Source organism: Bacillus sp. Xin1 (assembly GCF_013314535.1).
Classification (GTDB): domain Bacteria; phylum Bacillota; class Bacilli; order Bacillales; family Bacillaceae_G; genus Bacillus_A.
Genome location: NZ_JABUAE010000007.1, coordinates 106,029 through 132,738, shown reverse-complemented (window position 1 = coordinate 132,738; position 26,710 = coordinate 106,029). Strand labels below are relative to the sequence as shown.

The 26,710-nt window shown below is 33.7% G+C and carries 29 protein-coding genes and 4 pseudogenes; 23 read left to right on the top strand and 10 right to left on the bottom strand.

Going from position 1 to position 26,710, the window contains the following annotated elements; translation table 11 throughout:
* Positions 1-14: 14 nt before the first annotated feature.
* Entirely contained in the window at positions 15-233 is a 219-nt protein-coding gene (locus HRG09_RS09960; RefSeq protein WP_174100643.1) for a penicillin-binding protein, read from the top strand.
* A gap of 86 nt (positions 234-319) precedes the next feature.
* On the opposite strand, the gene HRG09_RS28825 is transcribed toward HRG09_RS09960, so the two are convergent.
* Complete coding sequence (locus HRG09_RS28825; protein ID WP_254610051.1) at positions 320-880, bottom strand: hypothetical protein; 561 nt, start codon at positions 878-880, stop codon at positions 320-322.
* A 326-nt stretch (positions 881-1,206) separates the two neighbouring features.
* Between HRG09_RS28825 and HRG09_RS09950 the strand changes: the two genes are divergently transcribed.
* The 6 genes and pseudogenes from HRG09_RS09950 to HRG09_RS09925 all read left to right on the top strand — a co-directional run.
* Positions 1,207-1,548 (top strand): PadR family transcriptional regulator, encoded by a 342-nt coding sequence (locus HRG09_RS09950; RefSeq protein ID WP_174100642.1) that lies wholly within the window; start codon positions 1,207-1,209, stop codon positions 1,546-1,548.
* The gene (locus HRG09_RS09945) at positions 1,545-2,057 is read left to right on the top strand and encodes a hypothetical protein (protein ID WP_174100641.1); all 513 of its coding nucleotides are present in this window, start codon (positions 1,545-1,547) and stop codon (positions 2,055-2,057) included. Before HRG09_RS09950 ends, HRG09_RS09945 begins: the two co-directional genes overlap by 4 nt.
* A gap of 8 nt (positions 2,058-2,065) precedes the next feature.
* Complete coding sequence (locus HRG09_RS09940; RefSeq protein WP_174100640.1) at positions 2,066-3,535, top strand: serine hydrolase domain-containing protein; 1,470 nt, start codon at positions 2,066-2,068, stop codon at positions 3,533-3,535.
* Between the two features lie 31 nt (positions 3,536-3,566).
* Positions 3,567-4,034 (top strand): NUDIX hydrolase, encoded by a 468-nt coding sequence (locus HRG09_RS09935; protein ID WP_174100639.1) that lies wholly within the window; start codon positions 3,567-3,569, stop codon positions 4,032-4,034.
* 157 nt (positions 4,035-4,191) lie between these two features.
* Positions 4,192-5,178: a DUF4003 domain-containing protein gene (locus HRG09_RS09930; protein ID WP_174100638.1), complete on the top strand. Its 987-nt coding sequence runs from the start codon at positions 4,192-4,194 to the stop codon at positions 5,176-5,178.
* 181 nt (positions 5,179-5,359) lie between these two features.
* Positions 5,360-5,478: pseudogene (locus HRG09_RS09925) on the top strand (IS6 family transposase); the annotation flags it as partial.
* 114 nt (positions 5,479-5,592) lie between these two features.
* Here HRG09_RS09925 and HRG09_RS09920 read toward each other — a convergent pair.
* The 3 genes and pseudogenes from HRG09_RS09920 to HRG09_RS09910 form a co-directional block, all read right to left on the bottom strand.
* Positions 5,593-6,912: an aromatic amino acid transport family protein gene (locus HRG09_RS09920; protein ID WP_174100637.1), complete on the bottom strand. Its 1,320-nt coding sequence runs from the start codon at positions 6,910-6,912 to the stop codon at positions 5,593-5,595.
* 293 nt (positions 6,913-7,205) lie between these two features.
* Positions 7,206-7,402 (bottom strand): annotated as a pseudogene (locus HRG09_RS29645) (L-serine ammonia-lyase, iron-sulfur-dependent, subunit alpha); the annotation flags it as partial.
* Between the two features lie 585 nt (positions 7,403-7,987).
* Positions 7,988-8,735, bottom strand: a pseudogene (locus HRG09_RS09910) (tetracycline resistance protein); the annotation flags it as partial.
* 323 nt (positions 8,736-9,058) lie between these two features.
* On the opposite strand from HRG09_RS09910, the gene HRG09_RS09905 reads away from it, so the two are divergent.
* Genes HRG09_RS09905 through HRG09_RS09895 form a run of 3 tightly spaced genes read left to right on the top strand, consistent with a single transcriptional unit; the run spans position 9,059 to position 10,474 of the window.
* Positions 9,059-9,487 (top strand): MarR family winged helix-turn-helix transcriptional regulator, encoded by a 429-nt coding sequence (locus HRG09_RS09905; protein WP_174100636.1) that lies wholly within the window; start codon positions 9,059-9,061, stop codon positions 9,485-9,487.
* 29 nt (positions 9,488-9,516) lie between these two features.
* Positions 9,517-10,155: a nitroreductase family protein gene (locus tag HRG09_RS09900; protein WP_174100635.1), complete on the top strand. Its 639-nt coding sequence runs from the start codon at positions 9,517-9,519 to the stop codon at positions 10,153-10,155.
* 25 nt (positions 10,156-10,180) lie between these two features.
* Entirely contained in the window at positions 10,181-10,474 is a 294-nt protein-coding gene (locus HRG09_RS09895) for a putative quinol monooxygenase (protein WP_174100634.1), read from the top strand.
* 47 nt (positions 10,475-10,521) lie between these two features.
* Here HRG09_RS09895 and HRG09_RS09890 read toward each other — a convergent pair whose 3' ends face one another.
* Genes HRG09_RS09890 through HRG09_RS09880 form a run of 3 tightly spaced genes read right to left on the bottom strand, consistent with a single transcriptional unit; the run spans position 10,522 to position 13,692 of the window.
* Positions 10,522-11,628 carry a DUF4018 domain-containing protein gene (locus HRG09_RS09890; protein WP_174100633.1) on the bottom strand — a complete coding sequence of 369 codons (1,107 nt, stop codon included), beginning with the start codon at positions 11,626-11,628 and terminating at the stop codon, positions 10,522-10,524.
* The gene (locus tag HRG09_RS09885; RefSeq protein ID WP_174100632.1) at positions 11,600-12,766 is read right to left on the bottom strand and encodes a DUF58 domain-containing protein; all 1,167 of its coding nucleotides are present in this window, start codon (positions 12,764-12,766) and stop codon (positions 11,600-11,602) included. Before HRG09_RS09885 ends, HRG09_RS09890 begins: the two co-directional genes overlap by 29 nt.
* On the bottom strand, positions 12,763-13,692 hold the full coding sequence (locus HRG09_RS09880) for an AAA family ATPase (protein ID WP_174100631.1): 930 nt from the start codon (positions 13,690-13,692) through the stop codon (positions 12,763-12,765). The genes HRG09_RS09885 and HRG09_RS09880 overlap by 4 nt, the downstream gene beginning before the upstream one ends.
* A 217-nt stretch (positions 13,693-13,909) precedes the next feature.
* On the opposite strand from HRG09_RS09880, the gene HRG09_RS09875 reads away from it, so the two are divergent.
* The 3 genes from HRG09_RS09875 (at position 13,910) to HRG09_RS09865 (ending at position 15,201) form a co-directional block, all read left to right on the top strand.
* Entirely contained in the window at positions 13,910-14,233 is a 324-nt protein-coding gene (locus HRG09_RS09875; protein WP_174100630.1) for a PadR family transcriptional regulator, read from the top strand.
* A gap of 1 nt (position 14,234) precedes the next feature.
* Positions 14,235-14,768: a DUF2812 domain-containing protein gene (locus HRG09_RS09870; RefSeq protein WP_174100629.1), complete on the top strand. Its 534-nt coding sequence runs from the start codon at positions 14,235-14,237 to the stop codon at positions 14,766-14,768.
* Positions 14,769-15,012: 244 nt separating this feature from the next.
* A complete protein-coding gene (locus HRG09_RS09865; RefSeq protein ID WP_174100628.1) occupies positions 15,013-15,201 on the top strand; it encodes a hypothetical protein in 189 nt (62 codons plus the stop codon).
* 78 nt (positions 15,202-15,279) lie between these two features.
* Here the strand turns inward: HRG09_RS09865 and HRG09_RS09860 are convergent, their stop codons facing one another.
* The gene (locus HRG09_RS09860) at positions 15,280-15,525 is read right to left on the bottom strand and encodes a hypothetical protein (protein ID WP_017151878.1); all 246 of its coding nucleotides are present in this window, start codon (positions 15,523-15,525) and stop codon (positions 15,280-15,282) included.
* 312 nt (positions 15,526-15,837) lie between these two features.
* On the opposite strand from HRG09_RS09860, the gene HRG09_RS09855 reads away from it, so the two are divergent.
* The 4 genes from HRG09_RS09855 to HRG09_RS09840 all read left to right on the top strand — a co-directional run bounded on the left by HRG09_RS09855 (position 15,838) and on the right by HRG09_RS09840 (position 18,067).
* Entirely contained in the window at positions 15,838-16,221 is a 384-nt protein-coding gene (locus tag HRG09_RS09855) for a VOC family protein (protein WP_174100627.1), read from the top strand.
* 14 nt (positions 16,222-16,235) lie between these two features.
* Positions 16,236-16,787, top strand: coding sequence for a GNAT family N-acetyltransferase (locus tag HRG09_RS09850; RefSeq protein WP_174100626.1), 552 nt, complete (start codon positions 16,236-16,238; stop codon positions 16,785-16,787).
* Positions 16,778-17,362 (top strand): kinase, encoded by a 585-nt coding sequence (locus HRG09_RS09845; protein WP_174100625.1) that lies wholly within the window; start codon positions 16,778-16,780, stop codon positions 17,360-17,362. Before HRG09_RS09850 ends, HRG09_RS09845 begins: the two co-directional genes overlap by 10 nt.
* Before the next feature lie 144 nt (positions 17,363-17,506).
* A complete protein-coding gene (locus HRG09_RS09840; protein WP_174100624.1) occupies positions 17,507-18,067 on the top strand; it encodes a class I SAM-dependent methyltransferase in 561 nt (186 codons plus the stop codon).
* 332 nt (positions 18,068-18,399) lie between these two features.
* On the opposite strand, the gene HRG09_RS09835 is transcribed toward HRG09_RS09840, so the two are convergent.
* Positions 18,400-19,044 (bottom strand): alpha/beta hydrolase, encoded by a 645-nt coding sequence (locus HRG09_RS09835; protein ID WP_174100623.1) that lies wholly within the window; start codon positions 19,042-19,044, stop codon positions 18,400-18,402.
* Positions 19,045-19,206: 162 nt separating this feature from the next.
* Between HRG09_RS09835 and HRG09_RS09830 the strand changes: the two genes are divergently transcribed.
* From HRG09_RS09830 to HRG09_RS09810, 5 genes are all read left to right on the top strand, one after another.
* Positions 19,207-20,256 (top strand): ArsR/SmtB family transcription factor, encoded by a 1,050-nt coding sequence (locus HRG09_RS09830; protein ID WP_174100622.1) that lies wholly within the window; start codon positions 19,207-19,209, stop codon positions 20,254-20,256.
* 82 nt (positions 20,257-20,338) lie between these two features.
* Positions 20,339-21,556 carry an MFS transporter gene (locus tag HRG09_RS09825; RefSeq protein WP_174100621.1) on the top strand — a complete coding sequence of 406 codons (1,218 nt, stop codon included), beginning with the start codon at positions 20,339-20,341 and terminating at the stop codon, positions 21,554-21,556.
* A gap of 82 nt (positions 21,557-21,638) precedes the next feature.
* Positions 21,639-21,965, top strand: coding sequence for an antibiotic biosynthesis monooxygenase family protein (locus tag HRG09_RS09820; protein WP_174100620.1), 327 nt, complete (start codon positions 21,639-21,641; stop codon positions 21,963-21,965).
* Positions 21,966-22,552: 587 nt separating this feature from the next.
* Positions 22,553-23,077 carry an RNA polymerase sigma factor gene (locus tag HRG09_RS09815; protein WP_174100619.1) on the top strand — a complete coding sequence of 175 codons (525 nt, stop codon included), beginning with the start codon at positions 22,553-22,555 and terminating at the stop codon, positions 23,075-23,077.
* A complete protein-coding gene (locus HRG09_RS09810) occupies positions 23,074-23,901 on the top strand; it encodes an SH3 domain-containing protein (protein ID WP_174100618.1) in 828 nt (275 codons plus the stop codon). The genes HRG09_RS09815 and HRG09_RS09810 overlap by 4 nt, the downstream gene beginning before the upstream one ends.
* A gap of 11 nt (positions 23,902-23,912) precedes the next feature.
* Here the strand turns inward: HRG09_RS09810 and HRG09_RS09805 are convergent.
* Positions 23,913-25,692, bottom strand: a pseudogene (locus HRG09_RS09805) (peptidoglycan D,D-transpeptidase FtsI family protein).
* 144 nt (positions 25,693-25,836) lie between these two features.
* On the opposite strand from HRG09_RS09805, the gene bla reads away from it, so the two are divergent.
* On the top strand, positions 25,837-26,625 hold the full coding sequence (bla, locus tag HRG09_RS09800) for a subclass B1 metallo-beta-lactamase (RefSeq protein ID WP_174100616.1): 789 nt from the start codon (positions 25,837-25,839) through the stop codon (positions 26,623-26,625).
* Positions 26,626-26,710: the final 85 nt, after the last annotated feature.

Below are 26,710 nucleotides of genomic sequence, written 5' to 3'. Positions count from 1 at the left end.
GGAGGTGCCTATAAATGAATCATAATCATGATAAATGCGTATGCGAACAGTTAGCAACTTTACCATTAGGTACAGAAGTAGATATTTTTCTAAGTGGAAATACAATCGAAGACGTCACTTTTGTTAATTTCAATATGGAAAATTTTTGTGCAACTTTTGTAGATAATACAACAGAACCAGGAACTGTAATTGTTTTAGATTGTGGAGACATTTTAGCACTTCGAATTCAATAGTTAGATAGGAAAAAGAGCTTTAAAAAAAGCTCTTTTTTCTTTTTATAAAGAAGAATAAAAAAGTTATTCATTATATTGATGCAATCTTATGGAGATGAAAATCTAGCTGCTTCAAAATGTGTTCCTTCGTTATTCAAAATAGTCATGTTTCCTCCGCTAATCATTGTCCAAGCTTGAACTTTATCCATTTTATTTAATTGTAAAATCGTACTTACTCTTACAGCATGAGATCGTCCAGCTAATTTTGGTACAAAATAGTGATCTTCTTTTACAACATCGATATCATTTACACGTATTAACATTGTTATAGTGCGGGAAACATCAAAAGGAAACTTAGCAAGAAATGCTGCACCTGCATTAATAGCATATACTCCCTTTCTTGTAGGAACAAAGGTTGAATCGGATATATTATACTCATCTTTTAAATCAAATTGTTTCGTTTCATAAGTAATCTGTTGAAATTGTGCTGTAAGTATATTCTGGTTAACTGCTTTTATAGCTCTAAATGCGGAGGGTCTAATTAATTGTAGAAAAGCTACTATAAGGATTACCCCCTTTTTTACTAACGTATGAATGATACAAAAGGAGTGACTGGGCAAGAATTTTTGGGACATTAGAAAGAATGAGCTTGATGGCGATGCCCCCATGCCCTCAAGTTGAAATTTTATCCCGCTATTCGCGGGCAGTAAGACCACCTTAAAATTCAGGAGAAGCAGGGGGAAGGCTGCCCAAAAAGGGCTAATTCAGAAATGATCGAACCATTTATAAAAATATTATACTTAATTAGCAAGATGAACTCCATTTTAAGCAACCTTTATGCAAAATGGAGCTTTTGCGTTAGTTAATATATAAGGGGAAGGGTCTTCATTTTTATCAAACTTTATTTTAATGATATGTAAATAAAAGTTAAAAAATTCTAAAAAATACTAAATATATACTTGAATGAAGTATATATTTTTGTTAAATTTATCCTATGGATAGAACAAGTTTAATTAAAGGTCATTTAGAGATGTGTGTGTTATCTATTTTGTCAAAGGAAAAAAGTTATGGATATGAAATTATGAAGGAGTTAGAAAAACACAATTTAAAACTGAAAGGAGTAGGAAGCATTTATCCGATTTTGACTAAGCTTAAAGATCAAGAATGGGTTCATACTTACCGTGAAATGACAGAAAGTGGTAAGGTTAGAGTTTATTATGAAATCAATGAAAAAGGGGAAATGTATCTTCAGAAAAAAATTAATGAGTGGTTGGAGTTACAACAGGATATAAAATCCCTACTGCAAAGTGGTTTGAAAGGAGAACATTTCGAATGAACATGAAATTGAATATGGAAGAAGAACAATTTTTAAATGAAGTTCTTGAAGAATTAAAACAATACAAGGTAAGTTCAAAAAACAGAAAGATTTTGAAACGACAACTTTTAGAGCATATACAAGAATGCCGTGAACACGGCCAAAATAGTATCAATGATTTAGGAGATACAAAAACATTTATTAAAGATTTTTTAGAAATGAATGAAATAGATCTTTATTCTGAAATAAAACAGATACGAAAATCAAAAAATAAAATTGGAATTTTATTTGTGATTGGATTCGTTACTTCAATCGTTACCTACCTCACGTCACAACGCCTACTTTCTATGTTTTTAACAGAATCATTTAACCCACTACATACTAATAACTCGTTTAACTATAATATTTTGTATCACATAGCAGATAATTCTTGGTGGAACTCTCTGTTAATGATTACTAGCATTTTAATTTCTGCACTAATTTCCATGCTGGTAGTGTTTTATATACGAAAGGTAAATATAAGTAGGTGAAATTTAATATGAAAATACTAAAGTTCATGATCATTTTTATATGTTTATTATGGAATGTAGTTGTTTTGTTTCTACCAGCCTCGAAAGTCTCCGCGGAAAAAGATATTAAGAATACGATAGACAACTACGTCGAAATCTTTTTAAAAGAACATCGAATTCCAGGCGCCTCGATTGCTATTGTTCATGAAAATAATTTGTTTTATTCGAAAGCATGGGGTGTAACGGGAGAAACTGAGGAAAAAGTAACTACTGAAACTCCTTTTACAATAGGGTCGATAAGTAAATCATTAACAGGTTTAGCTATAATGAAATTAATGGAAGAAGGTATCGTTCACCTAGAAGATCCAGTTCAAAAATATATCCCATGGTTTACACTGAAAGATAAAGAAGCGGCATCGAAAATAACAATTAAGCATTTACTTACTCATTCAAGTGGGGTCAGTACATATTCTGGTTTATCAATATCAGATAAAGAATCTAAAGATGTTAATGCTATTAAAAACAATGTGGAAAGTCTATCAAACGTTGTACTTACCGCTCGACCTGGAGAAAAGTATCAATATAGTAATGCAAATTTCTTAATTCTCGGTGCTCTTATTGAAGAAGTTACGAAGCAAGCGTATTCTGAGTACATGAAGAAGGAAGTTTTTTTACCATTAGGTATGAAGAGTGCGGCAGCTGACAATGATTCGGCGTATAAAAAAGGATATTTAGCTGGCTATCAGTCATGGTTTGGAATTCCTCGGAAAAGTTCGATAACATATGATAATGGCGGTGCACCATATGGATACATAACAGCAAGTGCGGAAGATATGGTTCAATATATAAAATTCCTTAGTGGACAAGAGAATGCCGATTTTTTAACTGAAAACATGATGAATCTTTATGTATCACCGCATATTCAAACCGGTGAAACCCGTTACTACGGATTAGGGATAAGAGTTACAAATCCAGATTCTGAGAAGAAAATGATATGGCATTCTGGTTCGACTACTGATTCACATGCAGAAATGTTTTTTATACCGGAAACGGGTTGGGGTGGTGTGATCCTCACCAATAAAAATCATATTCTGGAAGAAGAGGCGCTTTCCTATTTGAAGCAAGGCATTATAAATATAATAAATGGAGATGAACTTGTTGATATACCTTCCAATACTCCTATTGTTCAACTCGTTATAATTGGGGTAATATGCTTGCTTTTTATAATGCTTATTTACCTGTTTGTAAAGATGAAATCAAAAAAAATTCGTAAAAGAAGTATATGGTACATTTCTGGTCTTATTTTCTTCGGGCTATCTATTGCTACAATTCCGATATTAATTTATAGTACGGATTCGCCATGGCATGCGATTTATATATTTTCTCCAGATTTAGCCTACTTATTAATTGGAATGGTTACCTTTTTGGCGCTTAATGGCTTGCTTTGTATCATAATTGCTTATAAACAGAATTTGCAAGTAAAATATTTTAGTAGTTAAATTTCAAATTATTTAAGGGGGATATATAACAATGGATCTAACATTCAAATCAGAAAAAACGTGTTTTAACTATCGAGTCGGTGCGATATGTAAACAGAATCATAAAATATTAATGATTCAAAATGAAGGGGAAGATTTTTGGTATGTACCGGGCGGACGTGTACAAATGCTTGAGAGCAGTGAAGCCGCGGTGAAGAGGGAACTGAGAGAAGAACTAGGAGTGGATGTTGATGTGAAAAGGCTATTGTGGATGGCTGAAAATTTTTTTACATATGATGAACATCAATTTCATGAAATTAGTTTTTATTACGAAGTGAATTTGCTTGAGTTACCTACAAGGGGAGAGAATACTTTTATTCTTGAAGAAGACGGCAAAAGGTATGTATTTCAATGGGTGCCTTTAGAGCAATTAAGTGAGTATAACTTGAAACCGGATTTTCTCAAAGATAAAGTACATCATTTTCCTGTTTATATGGAACATATTATTAAAAATGATTAAGAAGAGAAATCACAATTTGTTTATAATGTATAGATAACTATGGGGAATGTACCAAATTAAGTATATATTTCCAAAGTTTGTATCGATAACAGTATTCCTCAATATAGAATCATAGTATGATAGAAGAGAAGCATAGGAAAAATGGAGGGGACCTTCTATGATTACATTAGAGCAGAAGTTGGAGCAGTACATACATATATATGGACAGTTAAAAGGGGAACTAAAGTGGAAAACGAGTGATTCTCGGACAGGAATGATGATTGCTGCTATGTATGCAGGCAGTGATAAGCTGTTTCATCTTGGGCGATTTTTAGAAATTAGTAACTATATTAAGGATCAAGTAGGGATGTTTTCATACTTAAAGTCCTATCATCGCTTTGTGGTTGCGGCAACATTAGATATTCACTTTTCACATTACAAAGAAGCGTTTCGGAAGTTTTTAGACTTATATGAACGATTAGTTGCTGGTGGCTTTAGCAGAAGTATATTCACTTATCTGGCAGCAGCAGCGCTTTTATCAGGAGAAAATGGACAGCATGACACACGCATTCAGCGGTCCATGCAAGTATATAAACGCATGAAAGAGGATCACTTCTTTCTTACAGGACAAAATGATTATCCGCTCGCTGTTTTGTTAGCAGGGCAACAAGAGAAAGTAGAAACGCTTATGGACCGAGTGGAACGTCTTTATCAGAAGCTGGCGGCAGCTGGTATGCGCAAAGGGAATGATCTTCAATTTTTGAGTCATATTCTTTCTCTAAAGAAGGATGTTAGTGAAGATATTTTAGTAGCGCAATACATAAACATATGGAATTCGTTAAAGCAAGAAAAAGTAAAAGTAAAACAGATGCATTATCCGGCAATTGGACTACTAGCTTTGCTTGAAGATGGAGAGAAAGAGGTCCGTTCTGTTCAGGGATTTATCGAGAAATTGCAAGGTGATAAGTTATTCCGATGGCATACGGATGTAAGTATTCTGATTGCGGTTCAACTGTACGTAAGTCAGAAAGGTGCAGAAAGTCAAGCTACCAATACAGGTTTACAAACAATGATAGAGGTCCTTATTCAAGCGCAGCAGGCTGCTATGATAGCAGCGATTACTGCTTCCACTGCAGCAGCCTCTTCTGCTAGTAGTGGTTCATAATATGTACGATGTATGAATGTGAGCGCATTGTGGGGGTCCCGCCACATACCTATCAAGTTAAGAAATTGATTGTTCCCCAAAATGAAAAAAGTGAGTTGAACTCTCATAAACAAATGTGATGAAATAAATTTTACGTTTTTGGGGACTTCGAAATATTAGCTTGATGGGCATGGGGTGGCACCAAAATATGCTTGGATTAAAATCATTGCAAACAGCTAAAAAAGTGATTGCTGGAATAGAAGTTATGCATATGATAAAAAAGGACAAACTCTCCAAGGTGAGAAGTCTGTCCAAAAATAGATATATCTTATCCATGATCTCTTTGGTTTAACAACATAAAATTCAATTCTGCTAGGAATCTTTCGTTCTTTTTTCATATCCCACTATTTTTGCACCAGAACTAACAATAGTGAATTAGAATAATGATTTAATACTTGCTAGGACAGTAAGTACACCTACAACAATGACAAATACATTGCTCATTTTCCCTCTGTATTTAGCTAGTACTGGTACTTTACGAATCGCATACATTGGTAATAGACATAAGATAGCAGCAACTAACGGACCGCTAAGTGCATCAATGAGTCCAAGAATACTTGGATTTGTATAAGCAACATACCAGCATGTTAACACGACAAAAGTAAGGATCATTGTTTTAACTGTTTTTTCTTCTATATCTTTTCCACGTGTTTTACCGAACTTGATAATCATATCACGCATTACCTCATATGCTCCTATATAATGGCCAAGGAACGACTTTGTTATGGCCACAAAAGCAATGATAGGAGCTGCAATAGTGATTACTGGCGAATTAAGCTCATTAGCAAGATATGAAAGGATTGACAAGTTCTGTTCTTTTGCCATCATAAGATCATTTGGAGTCAAACTCAGTGCACTGCTCCAAACAAAGAACATAACAACAACGAATGTCATGATATAACAAACTTTTTGTATTTGAGCACATTTGGCATCAGTAGCCTCTATTCCATAGGTAGCCCTCTGTTTCATAACAAATGACGAAATAAGAGGAGAATGATTAAATGAGAATACTATGATTGGTAGTATCATCCATATTGTTCCGAAATATCCTGTTCCTGTTGAAGCAGAAGAAACACTTGAAAAACTAAGCATTGACGTATTCCACTGTGGAATCAAAGATATTGCGATAAAAAGTAGAGAAGCTATGAAAGGATATACTAGCATGCTCATTATTTTTACAGTGATATCTTGACCGAAATTTAGTATAGCTATAAGGCCGAGTACTAATACAAGTGATAAAATGGCCCTTGGAGGCTCTTTCATGTGCAATTGATTCACGATAAAACTACTTGCAGTATTTGTAAGTGCAACCGAATACATCAGTACGATTGTATAAATTGAGCTGAAATATACTATGTTAAAAATTAGACTTGCCTTATTTCCGAAATATTCTCTTATTGTACCTGTAATCCCCTCATCAGCAGAATTGGAAGCGTATATCATTTTAGCAAGCGCCCTATGTGAGTAATACATAACAGGATATGCAAGTAGGGTAATTAACAGTAATGATAATAAACCACCTGAACCTGCATTAATAGGTAAAAAGAGTACTCCTGCTCCAATTGCTGTTCCAAAAAGGCTCAATGCCCAGGTAGTATCCTGTTTATGCCACTTTTTAGGATCTGGATATTTTTCATTTTTTATTGCAGTATTTTCAGCTTGAAATTCTATTTTTTTTGCAGTATTCCCATTCATATAATAATTCCTCCTTGTATCCTATTCTTACGTCTCTTTTTAAGGCTTAGGAATATAGAGCATTCTTGAAAAACGAATTGCTTACAAGGTGCGCCACATCGTGTGTCCTTCTTCAAAGTTAATCAAAATCGAAAAATTCGCTAGTCATCAACCTGATGGATTTGTTAGCGTTCACAAAACTTTTTAATAGTAGTATATTTTAGTGATAATGGCTCTCAATATACAGACATCCTTAGGAGAACAATATAGAATAGAATTGTTAACTACTTCGTAATATTTCCAATAACTGTTTATTACTTTGATTGCTTCTCTCCAAAATTTTACTTTTAAAGGTAATCCCTGTAGGCGTGGCCGCAATTCCGCCTAAACCTGTCTCTCTTAATTCGCGAGGCATCTGTCTTCTAACTCTATACATCGCTTCAATAACTTCGTCAGCATTAATGATATTGTTTACGCCAGCTAATGCGATGTCCGCTGCTACTAAAGCATTTTGAATAAAATTCCCTTCTGATCACACACCTTTCTTAAAGTAATCGTATCAGTTTGATATTTTCTCCAGAGGTAATAGATTATCTCTCGACGTCCTCATTATAACGTGTATTTTTATAACTTTAATATTTTTTTATTTTTAGAAAGACTGAATAAACAGAATTTTTAACGGATAATAAATTACAATTGGCATGTAGCAATTGTGTCCATTGTTTGAAGTTGTATTAGTTAGTAGAAAAGCAAAAATTACACAGAGTTCCTTTGATTAACACATTGATTATATTGGGAACTCATGATAAAGATACTTATATTTTCCTTTGTTGAAACATCTTATTTTAGACGTGAAAGCTTTTGTAATAAATGATTAATGTAGGTGGAGAGGAATGAATTAAGGAAATATTAAATCATTTTTCGTATAGTTATTTATTAATATTGTATTTATATATATTTCAGAAAAAGGAAACTTCTTTTCGGGGTCCCGCCACATCACCATCAAGCAAAGGTTTTCATATACCCCTAAATGAAAAATTTCTTTCTCTATAGATAGTTACTCTGAGAAGTCAGATCATTTTTTCGTTTTGGGAGCGTTTATTTTTCTTAAGTTAATTTCTACTGCATTTCCGGTTCCAATTGGCTTTTCTATATATACAATTCTTGTATTTGAAAAGGCCACGGCTAACTCATAGTTTTCTTGTATAGTTGTTTCAATCACTTCTTTTTGAACTTCACCAAAAAGCCGAATATAGATTTCGTTGTGAATAGTATCCTTTACTACTTTTATAAGTGGATCTTCTTCCGATAGTTCCACCAGTGCTTGATACAGGTCATGATTCTTTTCTTTTAGTCGTACTTCAATTACAGCTTCCATTTGAGGTTCTGCAAAGTGAATGTCTTTCATTTTATTTGACCGTTCACCGATCATGTCACCGATTCTAATGTCACTAAGCCCCCATACTTTACAAAACTCTCCCGCTTCAGCGATAGGGGATTGAATAGCGTTTCCATTATGAAATATATGAAGCTTTTTTGATTTATTCTTTGTGTGAAAGAGTCGTTAAGTCACTTTGTTTTCGAGTAATATCAACATGTTTTCTTACTTGTAAACAGCCGAAGAATATTCGTACGTAAGCAATTTTTTCCCCGGTAGGTTTTCTTTCGATTTTAAAAACAGTTCCACATAAAGGCGTACTTATATCATTACTACAATCATTTTGGGGAGTCATTACTGAGATACCTTCAAGCAATTCAGTAATTCCTATTCTGGTCATTGCTGAGCCGAAAAGGATTGGATATATATTTGCGTACTGAATTTGATCCCATAATTCATTTCTTAAAGTGTCTTCATGTAATTATTCAACTTTTAGGAGTAGCGATTGTAGGGATCGTAGAATCGTATTTCAAGAATGAATTAAATGAACCATCTTGTGTCGTTGCAGAACAGGTGGGAATATTATTAGAGAGAAATTTATAATTTGAACGGAAGGAATAAACCTCTTTGTAAAAGCAAAGAGGTTTATTTTTTTATGTGGATCGCAAACTAAAAAATAAATAAAAAACAAAATGGTTGCATTTTAAAATGTTATCCGGTATATTAATTGACATATCAATTATTGATGTATCAATTAATTGTGTGACAGGTTAGTAAAGGAGGAGTAAATTGACAAATTCGTGCTCAAAAGAAGCGATTATTTTATATAAGCTGCACTTTCTTAATAAAGAAGTGAGTTCAAAGTTTGAAGGTTGTACAGGTATGAGTCAATCTAGGCTTGAGCTTATACTTCAGTTATATGAAGTAGATGAAATTAGTCAAAAAGCACTTCAAAAAGAAGTGAATATTGATAATGCTGCTGTTACACGACATTTAAAACAGCTTGAAGCAAGCGGAATGATTACGAGACGTAAAAAACCAGAGGATAATCGGATTACGCTTGTTAGTTTGACAAAAGAGGGACGAAATAAAATTCATGCCTTTCAAGAGGAAAAAGAGCGCTTTGCAGCTTCGGCGCTAAAAGGTTTAAGTGAAGAAGAGCGAGATAACCTTTTAAATATGTTAAATCGCATTCAAGAAAATATACAAGAAATCTAAATATAAGATTGAAAAGGGAGATTACAACGATGAATAACAGAACAAAAATCAATGATTTTACAGAAATTCTAACAGGACGTCGTTCCATTCGTAAATACGATACAACTGTGAAAATTAGTAAAGAAGAAATGACAGAGATTTTAACAGAAGCAACACTTGCACCATCTTCAGTAAACATGCAGCCTTGGCGTTTTCTTGTGATTGATAGTGAGGAAGGGAAAGCAACACTTGCACCGCTTGCGAAATTCAACCAACTTCAAGTAGAAACATCTTCAGCCATGATTGCGGTATTCGGAGATTTACAAAACTTTGATAATGCGGAAGAGATTTATGGTACAGCGGTTGAACGTGGGCTTATGCCAGCTGAAGTGAAAGAAGATCAAATGCAAAAGCTTTCTGCGTATTTCTCTATGGTTTCACCAGAAGTGATGAGAGACACAGTTTTAATTGATGGTGGACTTGTATCAATGCAGCTTATGCTGACTGCACGTGCGCATGGATATGATACATGTCCAATTGGCGGCTTTGAAAAAGGTCAAATCGCAGAGACTTTCGGCTTAGAGAAAGATCGTTATGTACCAGTTATGTTAATTTCGATAGGAAAAGCAGCTGATAGTGGATACAAATCAGTTCGTCTTCCAATCGATAAAATTGCTCAGTGGAAGTAATTTTGAATACGAGAGGGGAAGCACAATGATTATCATTCATGCAGTATTTCAAGTAGATCTAGCAAAACAGCAAGCATTTGTAGAAGAAATTCGGCCACTCATTCATGCTTCAAGAGAAGAAAGTGGCAACGTATCATATAATTTATATAAAGATACGGAAAAAGAAAGTATATATACAATGGTAGAAGTTTGGCAAGATGCAGAAGCTGTTGCTAAACATAATACAAGTGAACACTTTACTTCTTTTGTTAAGAAAGCGAATCAATTTTTGACAGCTCCATTAGATATTAAAGTTTACGATGGACAACTAGTAAAATAATCAATACCCCCTCGATTACTCTAACATAGAGCCCTCGAGGGGGTGTATTATTTTTTCTTCTTTTTCAATGTTTTTTGATAGGCGTAAAGTTTATTTACTTCTTCTTTAAATTCACGGAAAAATTCAGTGTTCTCCTGATCAGCATATCGCACAGTATTGTATGCTTTTATAATTGTATCAACTTCAATAGAGATATCTTCCTCGGTCTGAATTCGCTCCATCCATGCGTCAACCGTTTCACCGCGTTTTCTGTTTAAAGGTGGTTTTAATTTCTTTTCTAGTTTAAAAATTTCTTTTCGAATTTCATTTTTTGGTGGTTTATTGTATCGTACTTGTTTTTTGTGTGTCCCTTCTTTATCTGTAATTAAAGTAGATTCGAAAACAGGGATAGTAGGTAATTTAAAATAATCGCGCTTTTTATATACTTTCCAAATGATATAAACTGCGATGAAAGTAGTAATGAGAATCGTAATACTATTTACGAGTATCGGATCGAATTCTTGTGGAATCCCTTCTTCAATTTGTGGCTTATTTAACTGCCCCTTATTGTTCCAAAAGTCATCTGTATCTGTTAACTCAGCTGCGGAGAACAGTGGGTTTAAAGCAAATCCAAACCCTAAAGCGATTTTTTCAACGATATAAGATAAAATCAGACGAACATACGGAAATATTGGAATCAGCAAAGCGCTTAGGATTCCAATAGTAATAAGAGAAATAAAGCGTACGAGTTGTTGATTTCGATTCGCACCAGTTAGCCAAAAGGTTATTAGAATATGTAATATTAGTAACATCAACTTCCATAAAGAAGGAAATGGAGGATAGAATAACGCTGAAACAACAAAACATACGATAGCACCAATCGATTTTTGGACTGGGGAACTGAAACCCGTTGCATGTACGATAAAAAAGAACAGCGGTAAAAGTATTGTACCTAAAACAGAAAACGATAGAAAAACAGAACAACCAATGATTTGAAGGATTAAGAGTGCAACTAATCCTGCATTTTTCTTCTTTATCAATTTCTTTACGGCAAATAATGCTATGTAACTAGTTGATAAAAAGACCATTACACTTATCATTTCATCTCTTTCCGTAAGTAAAGAAAGAAGTAGAAGGAGAATAAAATCATGCACGTATTGTAGTCGTATTTTCAACTGGTTCCACCATCCCTTCATGATGAATGAGAAACGTAGGCTGCATTGTGAGAGGTAAATCTTCCTTTGGAATGCCTAGATAAATCATTGTTGAAGAACGTCCTCTTTTCCGCATTATATAGTGAAGAAATCCTTGTTGTGGTAGTAATGTACTGTCATCTGAAATACGTGCCAATTCTTCTAATGCTTTCGCATAATGTATGTGTCCCTCATTCACTGGTAAATGTATAGGACCAGCTTCGACTAAAACGCTAATAAATAGTTCAAACGGAATTTGATGTTTTGTTGCATATTGACAAATGTATGTTGTATAAGATACGAGCTCTTCAATATTATGCTTCCAGCCAATTCCACGTTCGGCAGCTAACGAAAGACAAATTGTCCAGCTGTAATTTTTAACAGGTTCATATTGCTTCGCTTGTAAACTTTGCATTTTTGCAGAGGCTTTCCAGTGGATGGAACGAAAAGATTCGCGTTCGTATTGCTTAACGCCAATAATTGATGTTTCATCTTGGAAAAAGGAAAAGTTTGTTTTATAAGATCCTGTTAATAATTGTTGAATTTCTTGTAAACCAGCTACTTTTTTAGGAGTCGGGTAAACGATAATTTCCATTTTTAATTTATCTAACATCGGTAAATGTACAGATATGATTTGAAACGGATCTCCAAGAACACATTCAAATTGTTCAATTTGAAAGACTCCTCTTTTTTTAGCTGTTAATGTTAACTCCCAATTTTGCTGCGAATGAGCAGGTTGAGAAAATGGAAAAGAAAATAATGTTTTCGATATTTTTGTAATTCCTTGATCCGTATGTGGAAGTAAGGATGGGTTCAAATGAAAATAACATGTACCATTGACAAGGGGGAATTTCGCACCATTTTTTAAACGGATATGTAATTGCCCAGTCTCTTCTGGAAATAAGCGAGTTGTTTGCTTGTCATTCATAATTTGGAACTGTTTTTCAATATAAGTGACATATCGATAAATAAAAAATGCAAACAAATAATAAAAGAAAAATAGAAACATGAAAAATCGTTGTGGTAGAACAAACGTAAATAGTAGCGCAACTGGAATGGTTAATTGAATAATATGAGTTTGAAAAAATAAAGGTACAGTTACTACGCGCTGACCATTCATGATTGCTCAATCTCCACCGGAACATCAACTTCCTTTAAAACACTTTCAATTACCTTCTGTTTTGTCGTGCGCAGAGCACCCTCCATTGATAAAATGAGACGATGTTTCCATACGAAAGGAAGTAAGAATTGTATATCTTCAGGCGTACAGTATTCACGACCACGCAAAAAGGCTAATGCTTGTATCGCTCTGACTAAGGCAAGTGTTGCACGCGGACTAACACCGTTGGCGATATAATCATGATTTCGCGTAGCGTTAGCAAGCTGAATGATATAGAGCTCTAACGGTTCAGATACGTGTATTTCTTTTGCTTTTTGTTGCATTTGTAAAATTTCTTCTAACGTTATAACGGGAAGAATATTCTCTAAAGGTTTGTTATTTCGAAAACGGCGCATCATTTTTAGTTCATCTTCTAAAGAAGGATAGCCAATTGAAATGGTCATTAAAAAACGATCTAGCTGTGCATCTGGAAGAGGGAAAGTTCCTTGTGATTCAATTGGATTTTGCGTCGCAATGACAAAGAATGGTTTAGGAAGAGGTGTGGACTGTTTTTCGAGTGTTACTTGGCGCTCTTCCATTGCTTCTAATAAACTAGATTGTGTTCTAGGCATAGCACGGTTTATTTCATCTGCTAGTAATATATTTGTCATAACTGGTCCAAATCTTAGTTCGAATTCACTCGTTTTCGGATTAAAATATTCAATTCCGGTTACGTCACTTGGAAGCACATCAGGGGTGAATTGAACACGAGAAAATCCGCCGCCAATACTTTTCGCAATTGTCTTCGCTAGTAATGTCTTTCCTGTTCCAGGTACATCTTCAAGTAACACATGCCCATCTGCAAGTAATGAAACAAGGAGTAAATCAACCACGTTTTCTTTCCCGACAAAAACAGAACTTATACTTTCTTTTAATTTATTTATCATATGTATCATCCTTTCAAAAAATAGGGAATTGCATTTGCTATATTTTAACAAATTTTTCTGAAAATTAATATAATAATATTTTTGTATAGAATAAATATAAAATTTTTAAGAATCACTTCATTTTCAGTTGTATTTATTTGGAATACGATATACAATATCGATACACGATGTATCGTGATTCGATATATCATATATCGATGTATCGGGGGTAGTTATAATGAGTGTGAAAGCACAGAAATATATTCCATTAACAGAGGCAACGTATTATATTTTGTTGTCATTAGTAAAGCCTATGCATGGCTATGGGATTATGCAGATGGTAGAAGAAATGACGAATGGAGAAGTAAAGCTTGGACCGGGTACGTTATACGGGAACACGACAAAGTTATTGAAAGAAAAACTAATTGTAGAAGTAGCGTCTACAGATAGAAAGAAATGTTATGTGTTAACCCCAATTGGTAGAGAAGTGTTAGAACTTGAATTTAAAAGGTTACAACGTTCTGTTCAAAATGGAAGAAATATGTTAGAAGAGGGGATGTAACATGGAAGTTAAGAAGACGTTTAAATTTTTTGCAGCGTGGAACCTAGAAAAAGAAGAGGCGTATTTAAGAAAAATGCATCAAGAAGGCTGGGCGTTCCAAAAGTACAATTTTATGTACACATTCAAGAAAACGGAGCCGAAAGATGTTGTTTATAAAGCTGATTTCAGACTAGATAATCGAAATTCACAAATGAATCAAAAAGAATACATTGAAATCTATGAGATGTCTGGCTGGAAGCATGTAACAAGCTTTACGAAATGGCATTATTTTTGCAAAGAAGTAGATAATGATAATGAATTACCTGATATTTATTCTGAAAAAGAAACGAAGATTCAAAAAATGATGGATTTAATGAGATTCCTTGCACTTATCTTTGCCATTATGATACCAGGTATGTATTTGAATTACTTAGGGCCTTCGGTTAATAGTCCTATTTGGATAAAACTTATTCTAGGGCTTTGCGGGTGTATAGATTTATATGTATTAATAAGGTTATTTTGGAAGATAAGAGAATTAAAAAAAGAAGTTTTGTGAACGACGCGGTTTCAAAACAAAAGTACAGTTTCATTTCACTGATTGTATGTGACCATTGGATCCATTTATCCATCCTACTATATATCATAGTAGATTTACTTGTACTTGCTCGATTATTTGTATTGAAGAGGAAAGTAATTTTACAGTGAGTTTTAAGAAGATATGGAGAATGAAAAAACGTTACTTGGAAAACAAGTGACGTTTTTTTATTGGTTTCAAAAAGAGTTGTAGTGTTCATATTGCGATGAAACATACATTTACAACTTTATATAAAGATAAAAAAATCAGTCAAGAATTAGCAGAAGAAATAGAGAAAAGGGTAAATGATTTAGTTGAGAAACAAGAAAAACAAGTGGAAGTTGCATATAGTCAATTTCAAGAGAAGGTAAGAAAGCGATATGAAGAGATGAGTGGAACAGTTAAAGGTGAGTAATTGATAAATAATCCAAAAGGTAATGAAGTATTTTATGTTACCTTTTGGATTATAAAGGATGAATCGAGTTTCCTAAAGTTAAAATGATCGATTTTGCGCAAGTTTAATAAACTGTTCAGGATTCTCCACAAGACCACATACAGCACACTGCACGCGATATGTAGGTCCTTGATATGCCATATGAAAAGCATTCATAGTTTCATTTGTATATTCTTCTTCAACTTGTCCTGTTTGTGGATTTAATTTGACTGGTTTGACTTGTTGCTCAAGAATATTAAAGCGAGTGCGATTGGTTTTACAGTTTGGGCAAAGCATTGGTTCCATATGTATACACCTCCATTTGTAGCATTTCTTTATAGGAAGAAATTTATTCAAAAGTAAAAGTTATTGATATAAAAGTAGCTAATTTTAACTATTTCTTCCAAAAAGTTTCTCAATATAAATCACCGATTGTTATATTTAAAATTCAGAAAAAATAAAATATAATCAATGTATGAGCTGGTTATGTCCAAACCAATCTCCTGTTTTATGCCAATATGTTTGAGACCGAGAAATCGGTCTTCTTTTTTTGTGTAAACAAGGTTTTTCTTTCTATTTGTCGAAATTTTAGATGTAGGTTTGAGAGGGGGAAGAACTATGAAATTAAAAATGAAATATATGATTTTGTATGTAGAAAAATATGATGAATGTCTTCAGTTTTATAAAGATCTTTTACATTTGCCAATAAAGGGTGAACATGGTACATACATTGAGTTTGATACCGGGGCAACAATTTTAGCAATGAATAGTAGAGAGGATGTACGAGAGTTAACGGGATTATCCATTCCAAATGGTGCACTAGAATCCTCTCATTTTGAAATTGGATTTGTTGTGGATGATGTTAATGAAACAATTTCGGAATTAAGAGAACTAGGTGTGAAAGTATTGGTGGAGCCAATCACGAAACCATGGGGGCAGACAATCGCTTATGTGTCTGATCCAGATGGGAATTACATCGAAATTTGCAGCTCATTAGAGTAGAGGGAGAAAAGAGAATGGGGTTTCCAATTTTAGAAACAGAGCGTTTAAAATTACGAGAATTAACACTATTAGACGCTGAAACAATGTTTTATTATTTTGAGAAGGAATCTGTTATCCGTTATTTTGGTATGGACTCGTTTCAAGATATGGAACAGGTGAAAAATACGATTCAAACTTTTAGAAAAAGATATGAAGAAGGAAATGTCATTCGCTGGGGAATAGAGTTAAAAGGAACAAATCAACTAATTGGTACATACGGATTTCATGTAATCAATCTAAATCATAAGAGAGCTGAAATTGGCTATGAATTAGATGATACATATTGGGGAAAAGGTTATGCATCTGAGGCAATGCAGGCAATTCTTACATATGGATTTGAAACGATGCAGCTCATAAGAATCGCAGCAGTTGTTTATACAGAAAATGAAGCTTCACATCGGTTATTGAAAAGGGCTGGATTTCAAGAGGAAGGATTACTTCGAAAATATATGACTCAAAATGGTGTAGCTCATGATACGGTGGTCTATTCATTATTAAAAGAAGAGTGGCAAAAAGAATGTGTGTAAATGAATTAATAAAAATGATTACTGAAAATACAAGTAAACGGTTTGTTCTAGGGATAGATGGTCTGAGTCGTTCGGGGAAAACAACATTCGTGAAGCAGTTAGAGGGCGAATTGAAAGAAAATGGTATTTCGTTTTATATTTTTCATATCGATGACCATATTGTAGAGAGTGATAAACGCTATCATACTACATATGAAGAATGGTATGAGTACTATCAATTGCAATGGGATGTGGAATGGTTACAAAAGCAGTTGTTTCAAAAATTAAAGATGGAAAACCAGCTACATCTACCGTTCTATAATCATCAAACGGATTCATGTGAAACGAAAGAGATAATCATACCGAATCCTTGTGTGATCGTAATTGAAGGAGTGTTTCTTCAACGTACAGAATGGCGAGAATACTTTGACTATATGGTGTATTTAGATTGCTCAAGGGAACAAAGATTTCTGCGTGAAAGTGAAGAAACGCGAAAGAATCGTCCAAAGTTTGAGCAGAGGTATTGGAAAGCGGAGGATTTTTATTTAAAAACGGAAAGTCCGAAACAAAAGGCTGATTTGATTATAAATGGATAGAGCACATGCTCATCAACCTAGAGATAAGAAATACCCCAAAACGAGAATTAGCACATTGTCATCCTAGTAATGCTATCTAATTTGTATATATCGAATTATTTATTGTTATGGGAAATGAATTAAAGTTTTTATGAGGTGAAAGTGATGGTAATCAAACAAAACGAAATTAAAGTAGTAGTTGGAGCTGGAGCATTTAACAATAATCCAGGTTGGATTCAAACTCAAGAAGATGAACTTAACTTATTAGTTGAAACTACCTGGGAAGAAAGATTTGAATATAATTCCATTTCAGCTATTTTAGCTGAGCATGTATGGGAACATCTTACTTTTGAAGAAGGTGTAAAAGCAGCTAAAATTTGTTATGAATTTTTAAAACCATCAGGTCATATTCGTTGTGGCGTCCCTGATGCATTTTTCCCAGATGAAACCTACCAAAATATAGTTCAAGTAGGCGGACCTGGACCTAAAGACCATCCAGCTGCAAGCCATAAAATAGTTCATAATTATAAAACATTAACTAAAATGTTTGAAACTGCTGGATTTGAAGTAGTTTTACTTGAATATTGTGATGAAAATGGGCAATTTTATTACAACGAATGGGATGCGAAAGATGGTGTCATTTTCCGTTCAAAAAGGTATGATTCTAGAAATCAAGGAGATAAACTTGGTTTTCCATCGCTAATTGTTGATGCGATTAAACGGTAAGTAATTCAACTAACGCATGCGTTAGTTCTATAAGTTCAAGAGTCGCAAATGCGGATTTTTTTGTTTGTGCGGTAATCCATTATGGTTTATTTCGTATGCAAATCTTTAAATTCCCTATACGTTTTTTTGTCGTATGATTTATACCTTTTTTATTTTTTATGAACGAGCCACCCTTCTCAATAATCAACGTAATACTTTTAGTTCGCTTCATTATAGCTTCGTAGATCGGAGTGAAAAAATAAACTACCTGTTCCCTATGCTGAATTGGGGCAGGTAGTTTATTTTTTTTACTGGATGGCTATGACACAATTACTATCCTTTTTATATGTATTTTAGCAATTCCTAACAGTTTCTTGAAGTTTTTCCATCACTCTTGAAACAGCTGAAATTGAATAGGCTGTTTCAAATTCTCCAACATTCATGGAGTGGTTTGCATTTGGGATAACATGAATTGTTACGCTTGATTTATTTAATTGATCAATTTTATTTACATTGTAATAATGGTCTTTATCCCCGATAACGAAAAGCCCTTCATGACGACTATTCAAGATTGAGTCAAAAATCGAATCGAAATGTATGAGAGGGGTGAGTAAAATCATTTTTGACTTTAAGAATTCCTCTCTCTTCATTAAGTGATTCGCAATTGGAATTGTCCCGAGTGATTTTCCTAAAAAAATCGAGTTGTTGTATTGCCCGTTTTTTAACACTTCTATCATTACAGGGTGAATATCATCCATCATTATTTTTGTTATTTCTTCAATCGGTTTTTCCATCATTTGTTTATCGTAGGAGTAATGAATATGGACAACATCGATTTTGTTTTGAAGCATTAACATCGTCGAATAATAAAACAAAGGTTTATCGTAATTGTAACCGGAACCTGAAAACATAAAGCAAATCGTTTTGAAACCCATGTCTATATGTGTATAGCGGATCACTTTGTCTTTTGTTTGTACCTCTTTTGTATTTCCTTTCATCATTATTCCCTCCGAAACTTTTAAAATATTATAACATGAATTATATCTATAAATTGATAATATAATTTTGTTTTATCGATGTATTTTTAATATTCTAAAATTATAGAAGGTAAAATTCGATGTTTGTAGAATTTAATACGTAACAAAATAAGGAGGGATACAATGGAAGTTTTACATGTAACAAGTAGAAAAAGAGAAACATATGACGTTCAAGTAAAGTATTCGATACTTTTCGAATGCGCTTTAGGAATTGCAGCGATTACGAATACGAGGCTGATTGATACGTTAGAAAAATCTCGAAATGAATGGGAAGAGATGAGACAATCTGTATCGGTAGAAATGCAAGAGCATTTACATTTTGTAGAGAAACATAATACGTGGAAAGCGTTGCTGCAACTACTATATCAAGAAGATTTTCAAGATTTATATGAGTTTACTCAGTATATCAATTTGTTGTCAGAATTTGAATTAAAGTATATATGCATTCCATTTGTCGGCTATAAATATGAAGAAAAGAGAAAGAATGCAGCAAATGGCGGTATGGAGGCGGTACAGGAATTACAAGAAGTAACGAGCAGCAATCCATTTTTCCCTGCTTACATCGAGTTTATTTGTAAAGTGGATATACAGTTACTTAAAGAACACCTCATCGCTGTTATGACAGGCTGGTATGAAGCTGTTATAGAACCGGAAGTAGAAAAGCTATCACGCATACTAAAACAAGACTATAAAACAAAATGTGAAATGAAGGAAAAGATGCAAGCCGAAGAGTTTGTTGAATGGGCAACAGGCGGCGTTACATATTTTCCAGAGCCAAGTGTATATCATGTTCTTCTCATTCCTCAATATACATATCGTCCTTGGAATATTGAAGCGGATATAGAAGGTACAAAAATATTTCATTATCCAATCGCAAATGAAAGCATACATCCAGAAGATCCATATGAGCCGAGCTATTTTTTAGTCCATAAACATAAGGCGCTTGGCGATGAAGCAAGATTGCGCATCGTAAAATTATTGTTTGAACAAGATCGTACATTGCAGGAAATAACGGAACAATTAAATCTTGGGAAATCGACTGTGCACCATCATTTGAAGATTTTAAGATCAGCGAAGTTAGTTGATATTCAAGGTGCTAAGTATACGTTGAAGAAGAAGATGGTAGAGGCTATTTCGAAAGAATTAGAAATCTATTTAACTCGTTCGTTATGAATTTGTACATCAAAAGGTAAAAATGTTTTACCTTTCTAGAATACGCACAATAGGAGGAGAAAAAAAGAAAAGTTGGTGCAAAATGGAGAAAAGTATGTTAAGAAATCGCTCATTTTTCTTTATGTGGATTGGTAGCGCGATCTCAGAATTAGGCGTTGCATTTGGTACGTTATGTAATTCCATTCTGATTTACCAATTAACAGGATCGGAAATGGCCCTAGGAAGTATGTGGCTTCTTTATTTTATTCCATCACTTCTCTTGCAACTTGTTATCGGTCCTTTTATTGATAGATGGAGCCGAAAGTGGATTATGATTATAACACAGTGGGTACGTGGACTCGTTTTTTTACTTCCTCTATTCATGTTGACTGCTGGCAGTATAGAGGTATGGCATATTTTTGTTGTACAAATCATAGTTGGTTTGATTACACCACTTTATGTACCAGCTAATCAAGCTATTACACCGACAATTGTATCTAAAGAAGAATTGCAAACAGCGAATGCGTATATTGATGGAATGGTTCGTCTTATGATGTTTTTAGCCCCTGTATTAGGGGGAGTTGTTGTTGAGTTTATAGGAGTAAAGCTAACTTTATTTTTCGTTTGCTTATTTCTATTTATAAGTGGTACTTTACTGCTATTTATACAGGAGCATAGAGTGACTCAAGCAGTTCGTAAAAGTTGGTTCAAACAATCTATTGAAGGGTTCACATACTATTTCAAACAGCCCATTATCGTTTGGTTAGGAGTTTTCCTCACATTTGTTCAATTTGGAGTGGGAGTAACGATGGTTACGAATTTACCGTATATAATAGATGAACTATCGGCAAGTTACGCTGCGTATGGCTATTTTTTAGCAGGTTTTCCTTTTGGGTATGTAATCGGTTCTATGCTAGTAGGAAAAGTGAAGTATAATAGTCGGCGCTATCTCATGCTTGGGGCGTTATTCATAGGAGGCGCAACTTATGTTTCATTAGGTCTCAATTATAGCGTTATGTTAGCAGTCATTATCGAAGTTGTAGCAGGCGTATGTATGGCGGTTTTTAATGTTCACAACACGACCATATGCCAGCAAACAGTGCCAAATGAAATGATGGGAAAAGTGTTTTCGGTACGATTATTCTTAATAAGATGTGCGATGCCATTAGGTACTTTAGTTGGAGGGATATTGAGTGAAATATGGGGAGTAAGGGCGTTGTACATATGTATCGGATCGATTATATGTGTGACATCTTTCGCTGGTATCATGCTTTCATATTTTAAATTTCTCGATGAACCGATTCGAGAAAAATCCGCTTAAATATTTTAATTGAAAATAATTATCATAATCAATTATAATAAAAGAATACTAGAAATATTTACATACAAAGGGAGTGGGATCTATGTTTATCGAAACAAAAACATTTACAGTAAAAGAAGGTACTTCGGATCTTGTTGTGCAACATTTTACTGGAGAAGGAATCATTGAAAAATTTGAAGGATTTATCGACTTAAGCGTTCTTGTTAAAAAGGTCAGAAGAGGGGACGAAGAAGTTGTTGTAATGATTCGCTGGGAATCAGAAGAAGCATGGAAAAACTGGGAAACAAGTGAAGAGCACTTAGGAGGACATAGAGCAAGCCGCGGGAAGCCGAAGCCGGATCATATTATTCAAGTAGAGCATGCGGTTTATTATGTGAAATCATCGAAATCTGCGTATCAGCAGTCTTAATCAAAAAAGGAAATAAATTTTGTGAAATAAAAGACATGGAAGTGTCATAAAGTTTTTAAATATCAATGTCTTATCTATAATATATGAAAAGAGTACATCACACGATATGTAGTGGTGTACTTTTTTATTTGATTGATACGTGTAAATGTTTAAAGAAACACAAATAATATTAAACATGTAAACAACATGAGAAAGAGACCTTTGGAGACTCAATCTTATTTTGCTGGTGAAAGGTATCGTCAGTACTTTTGAAAAGCTAGGTTAAGCAAAATAGACATGAAATGATAATTCTATCCACATATAGGGTGAATGTACATATTTCTAAATGATACAATCTGTTGCAGGGCAATGGTAGATTCTATACAAGTAATTGGATATGTGAGTACTTGAAAAAGAGAAGCAATTCGTATGTCAAATGTTATAAGATTGCATACAAGTATCTTGGGATTTTCATGACAGAACTCTTCAGTATGATTTTTAATAGAAAATGGAACAAAAGCAACTTTTATCTTGTCTATATAATGGAGTCAATAATAAAACATAAGGAAAGGTGTTTATGCTTATGCAAATAAGCTTGAGGTGTTGAGATGGAACATAAGGTTATTGAAAATTGCAACCATGATGAAATTGATTATGTTATAAGAGAACATTGGCAAGATGTATGGAATTATTCATTTATTATTACAAAAGATACCCATTTATCAGATGATATAACGCAAGAGGTGTTTATAAAAGTATTTAAAAAATGGAATTCCTTTCGAAATGAGTCGTCTGTTAAAACATGGTTATTAAAAATCACAAGGAATACAGCTTTAAATTATTTGAAGTCCTCCTATTTTAAGAGGATTTCTTTAGTAAGTTTCTTTCGAAATGATAAGGAATATCCGTCAGCAGAAAAACAATTTTTAGAAAAAGAAACTATGAATGAAGTTTGGGACAGTGTATTAAAATTGCCACAAAAACATCGTGAAGTATTAATACTAGATGCAAAATATGAATTATCTTATGATGAAATTGCTGAAACATTAGGCGTGTCTATTGGAACTGTGAAATCTAGGCTACATCGCGCTCGTGCACGAGTTTCAAAAATATTATCGGAGGATGAATTATGAACAATGATAGAAAGCCGGATTGGTATAAAGAATTAAAAAGCGGGCCAGTGAAACAGCCTCAAGACGAAGAGGAATTTATTTATAAAATAAAACAATCTATATACCAAAATAGGGAGGAAGATGGTCCGAAAATTAGACGGCCATTTCGTATAAAGGTGTTCACTGCTGCAGTTGTTCTAGTTTTTACGGCTGTGCTGTTTAACTTTCAACAATTCTGGCCGGGCAAAAATGAACCACCAGTGCAAAGTAGTACTCAAATTGAAGTGAAGATGAAAGATGAATCTAATCAAGATCAATCACTAAAACAATTTATGGATGAATTAAATCAAAACACGAGCTTAAAAAATAAGAACGATTTATATAGAGTACTGGATGAAGAATTTGTTTTTAAGGGAAAACAGTATAGTGAAAATGAATGGAAGTTTGATGATAGTATTTTTCATGATTTACAAGTAGCTCTTGCAATGGGGGGAGAATTTGTGAATGATACGAAAACAGTATATAAAATACCTAGTGGATTGGCAGAAAGTAACCAAACGAAGCAGGAACGTTTTTTATATGCTACTGTTGTTGGTGAAGAGACAAAAATTTTAACTCAACCAAAACCTGATTCAAGCGTTTTATACCAGGTATCCAACGAAACGGTAAAAGCATGGATTCCGGAGAAGGTGAAGAATGATGGATATATAAAAATAACTACAATGAATGGTTATACTGGCTATGTAAAAGAAGACTATGTATCAATAGATATCCAGTATTCTTTCATTTTTGAAAAACAAAATGATGGCATGTGGAAAATAAAGAGTATAGATTCTATATGGTAAAAGAAAAAGGTTCACTTTATTGAACCTTTTTCTTTATTTTTTATTCTCTTTTTGGAGAGTATCCCAAGCCTTTAAAATTTCCGCTGCAACAAGGGCTGCACTATTTGTTTCAGAATTACCACCAGGAATAATGACAGAAACAGCAATTTGCGGATTTTTAGTAGGAGCATATGAAATAAATAGAGAATGATTGATAACCTTTTCTTGTTCGTTTGGCGAACCTGTTATTCCTGTTTTACCAGAAACGTCAAAGGGCAAGTTTTTAATTTCTTGTATATTTTGACTCATTCCACTTTGTAAGACATTCCAAGAACTTGAAGGATAATGATTAGAACTTTCTAAAATTGGTTTAAATTCTTTTGTTCTTTTATCGCCGTTTTCCATGATAGCATGTACGATTTGAGGTTTGTATTTGTCTCCTTTATTTGCAAGAGTAGCTGCATAATGAGCGAGTTGGAGAGGGGTGTGCACTTCATTTGCGCCCCAAGAAGCATTCAATAGGGCAGAAATTCCACTCTCAAACTCACTAGATGCATGCAACTTATATTGTCCTTCTTCTTCAAAGGGTAAATCAATCTCTGTTTTGGAGCGAAGGCCGAATTGTTTTAAATAGTTTGTCCACAAGGTTGCTACTTTTTCTAAATTCCCATTATTTTTGTTGAATAATGGGATTGCTACTTTTGCTGTCATAAATGTATTTGATGAATTAATGATAGCTTGACTCGGTGTAATTTCACCAGTTGGAGTTCCAGCAGCATTGGTGATGTTATTTTGATTATTATACTGAAAACGCCCTTTATCTAAATATGTATCTTCAGGCTGAAAAAGCTTTTCGTTTAACCCAATTAATATAGTAAGCGGTTTTATAGTTGATGCCATATTTACATAGGAATCACCATATTTTAATTTTTGGATTGTTTTATTTTGGGCAAGTAATTTGACATTTTCTTTTTCAGATGATGATAAAGGTGTATTGAACATATTTGGATCAAAAACTGGCGAGTTAGCCATAGTTAATATTTCTCCTGTTTTAACATCTATTACGACAGCATAACCAGCAGTAGCATCAGGGGTTTTCTGAATTTGGGATCTTAGTGCTTCTTCTGTTTTTTGCTGAAGTTTATAGTCTAGTGCTAGCTGAATATCTTTTCCTCTTTGAGGACTTTGTATGTTCCATAAGAACTTTTTATTTTTCAATTTAAAAGTGAGAGTTTTTCCTGGTTTCCCTTTTAAATCATTTTCATACTGAAGTTCAATTCCGTTTTTACCAACAGGAACATAATTAGAATCCGAGTTGTTTTTTTCATAGTCAACATACCCAATTACTTGTGAAGCAATTTCATGATGTGGATAAACACGTACCACTTCATTTTTTACTATTACATTTTGGAAATTATTTTCGTTTATAAATGCGGACTCTTTATCATTTAGGTTTGTAAGTAATCGTATTTCATTTTTATCATGATGTTTACAAGATATTTGTAATTGTGAATGTGTGTCATCTACTGAAATTTTATGGTTAAACTTGGATGAAAACTGATTTAGAAAACTTGATATCTTCGCTACTTCTTGATTGGTTGGACAACCATTATTATAGACATAATACAAAGACTTTATTTTTTTATTTGTGGCTAGTATGACTCCATTTTGGTCAATAATTTTTCCTCTTTCAGCTGCAGAAGTTGTAATAGTAAACGAAATAAACCTTGTTGTGAATAAAAACGTCCAAACAACTCCTAAAATGAAAAAACTCGTTAAAATTATCCACCTCTTCGATTTTTTATGTAACATAAAATCCTCCCTTACCCAGATTCTATTCTATATTAAAATTTATTATTTTTTTTGTAAATGTGGGAACAAATTTATCATGTGGATTGTCTATTAGGTGTAATAGCACTTTTAGAGAAAGAAGTTGCTAAGAAAGGAGCAATGATAATGAAAAAGAAAATAATATTAAAAGTAGGTTTATGCGCAAGTATATTGGGATTTAGCCAATTTGCTAGTTCGATATTTCCAGTACAGGCTGCTGAAAAAGTAGAGCAAATAAAAAATAAAGATCAAGAGAAAGATGTATCTATTTCACAGTTGCATCCAAAGGTATGGATGCATACGAGTATTGGAGTGGTAAACGGAACACGTATTCCTGCAAATGGTTTAATTCTTGAAACATCTAAAGGATTGGTACTGATTGATACACCTTGGAATGATGATCTTACAGATCAACTGCTTCAAATACTAAAAAAGCAATTTCCTACAAAAGAGGTCACGGAAGCAATTGTGACACATGCTCATGACGATCGTATAGGAGGAATTAAAACGCTGATTAAAAAAGGTGTCAAGGTACACAGTACGGCTTTAACTGCTGATTTAGCAGAGAAACAAGGTTTTGATAAGCCTCTTGGTGACTTGAAGAAACGTGATAATATGCGATTTGGTGATATAAACGTGGAAACATTTTATCCAGGAAAAGGACATACACAAGATAACATTACAGTGTGGTTACCAAAGTATAAAATCCTATTTGGAGGATGTTTAATAAAATCATTAGATACACAAGAGATTGTACAGACTCCAGGTTCATATGTATCTAATTGGTCAAAGGCAATTAAAAAAGTAGAAAAGAAATACAATGATATAAATATGATTGTACCAGGACATGGAGATCCCGGAGATAAGCGTTTATTTACTCATACATTGAATTTATTAAAAAATAACGAAAATTAATATGATATGACGGCCACATACTATAGAGGAACAGTCTAACACTTGTTTTAGATATATTTATAAAAAATAAGGGGAACTGCTTATG

What these genes read in the sequence shown, in the direction of transcription:
- HRG09_RS09830 (WP_174100622.1), top strand. Translation starts at nt 19,207, where the DNA reads ATGGAAGTTTTACATGTAACAAGTAGAAAAAGAGAAACATATGACGTT.
- HRG09_RS09950 (WP_174100642.1), top strand. Translation starts at nt 1,207, where the DNA reads ATGGATAGAACAAGTTTAATTAAAGGTCATTTAGAGATGTGTGTGTTA.
- HRG09_RS09895 (WP_174100634.1), top strand. Translation starts at nt 10,181, where the DNA reads ATGATTATCATTCATGCAGTATTTCAAGTAGATCTAGCAAAACAGCAA.
- bla (WP_174100616.1), top strand. Translation starts at nt 25,837, where the DNA reads ATGAAAAAGAAAATAATATTAAAAGTAGGTTTATGCGCAAGTATATTG.
- HRG09_RS09900 (WP_174100635.1), top strand. Translation starts at nt 9,517, where the DNA reads ATGAATAACAGAACAAAAATCAATGATTTTACAGAAATTCTAACAGGA.
- HRG09_RS09850 (WP_174100626.1), top strand. Translation starts at nt 16,236, where the DNA reads ATGGGGTTTCCAATTTTAGAAACAGAGCGTTTAAAATTACGAGAATTA.
- HRG09_RS28825 (WP_254610051.1), bottom strand. Translation starts at nt 880, where the DNA reads ATGGGGGCATCGCCATCAAGCTCATTCTTTCTAATGTCCCAAAAATTC.
- HRG09_RS09930 (WP_174100638.1), top strand. Translation starts at nt 4,192, where the DNA reads ATGATTACATTAGAGCAGAAGTTGGAGCAGTACATACATATATATGGA.
- HRG09_RS09885 (WP_174100632.1), bottom strand. Translation starts at nt 12,766, where the DNA reads ATGAATGGTCAGCGCGTAGTAACTGTACCTTTATTTTTTCAAACTCAT.
- HRG09_RS09845 (WP_174100625.1), top strand. Translation starts at nt 16,778, where the DNA reads ATGTGTGTAAATGAATTAATAAAAATGATTACTGAAAATACAAGTAAA.
- HRG09_RS09940 (WP_174100640.1), top strand. Translation starts at nt 2,066, where the DNA reads ATGAAAATACTAAAGTTCATGATCATTTTTATATGTTTATTATGGAAT.
- HRG09_RS09825 (WP_174100621.1), top strand. Translation starts at nt 20,339, where the DNA reads ATGGAGAAAAGTATGTTAAGAAATCGCTCATTTTTCTTTATGTGGATT.
- HRG09_RS09920 (WP_174100637.1), bottom strand. Translation starts at nt 6,912, where the DNA reads ATGAATGGGAATACTGCAAAAAAAATAGAATTTCAAGCTGAAAATACT.
- HRG09_RS09835 (WP_174100623.1), bottom strand. Translation starts at nt 19,044, where the DNA reads ATGAAAGGAAATACAAAAGAGGTACAAACAAAAGACAAAGTGATCCGC.
- HRG09_RS09840 (WP_174100624.1), top strand. Translation starts at nt 17,507, where the DNA reads ATGGTAATCAAACAAAACGAAATTAAAGTAGTAGTTGGAGCTGGAGCA.
- HRG09_RS09935 (WP_174100639.1), top strand. Translation starts at nt 3,567, where the DNA reads ATGGATCTAACATTCAAATCAGAAAAAACGTGTTTTAACTATCGAGTC.
- HRG09_RS09880 (WP_174100631.1), bottom strand. Translation starts at nt 13,692, where the DNA reads ATGATAAATAAATTAAAAGAAAGTATAAGTTCTGTTTTTGTCGGGAAA.
- HRG09_RS09820 (WP_174100620.1), top strand. Translation starts at nt 21,639, where the DNA reads ATGTTTATCGAAACAAAAACATTTACAGTAAAAGAAGGTACTTCGGAT.
- HRG09_RS09945 (WP_174100641.1), top strand. Translation starts at nt 1,545, where the DNA reads ATGAACATGAAATTGAATATGGAAGAAGAACAATTTTTAAATGAAGTT.
- HRG09_RS09810 (WP_174100618.1), top strand. Translation starts at nt 23,074, where the DNA reads ATGAACAATGATAGAAAGCCGGATTGGTATAAAGAATTAAAAAGCGGG.
- HRG09_RS09815 (WP_174100619.1), top strand. Translation starts at nt 22,553, where the DNA reads ATGGAACATAAGGTTATTGAAAATTGCAACCATGATGAAATTGATTAT.
- HRG09_RS09960 (WP_174100643.1), top strand. Translation starts at nt 15, where the DNA reads ATGAATCATAATCATGATAAATGCGTATGCGAACAGTTAGCAACTTTA.
- HRG09_RS09860 (WP_017151878.1), bottom strand. Translation starts at nt 15,525, where the DNA reads ATGGAACCAATGCTTTGCCCAAACTGTAAAACCAATCGCACTCGCTTT.
- HRG09_RS09875 (WP_174100630.1), top strand. Translation starts at nt 13,910, where the DNA reads ATGAGTGTGAAAGCACAGAAATATATTCCATTAACAGAGGCAACGTAT.
- HRG09_RS09870 (WP_174100629.1), top strand. Translation starts at nt 14,235, where the DNA reads ATGGAAGTTAAGAAGACGTTTAAATTTTTTGCAGCGTGGAACCTAGAA.
- HRG09_RS09865 (WP_174100628.1), top strand. Translation starts at nt 15,013, where the DNA reads ATGAAACATACATTTACAACTTTATATAAAGATAAAAAAATCAGTCAA.
- HRG09_RS09855 (WP_174100627.1), top strand. Translation starts at nt 15,838, where the DNA reads ATGAAATTAAAAATGAAATATATGATTTTGTATGTAGAAAAATATGAT.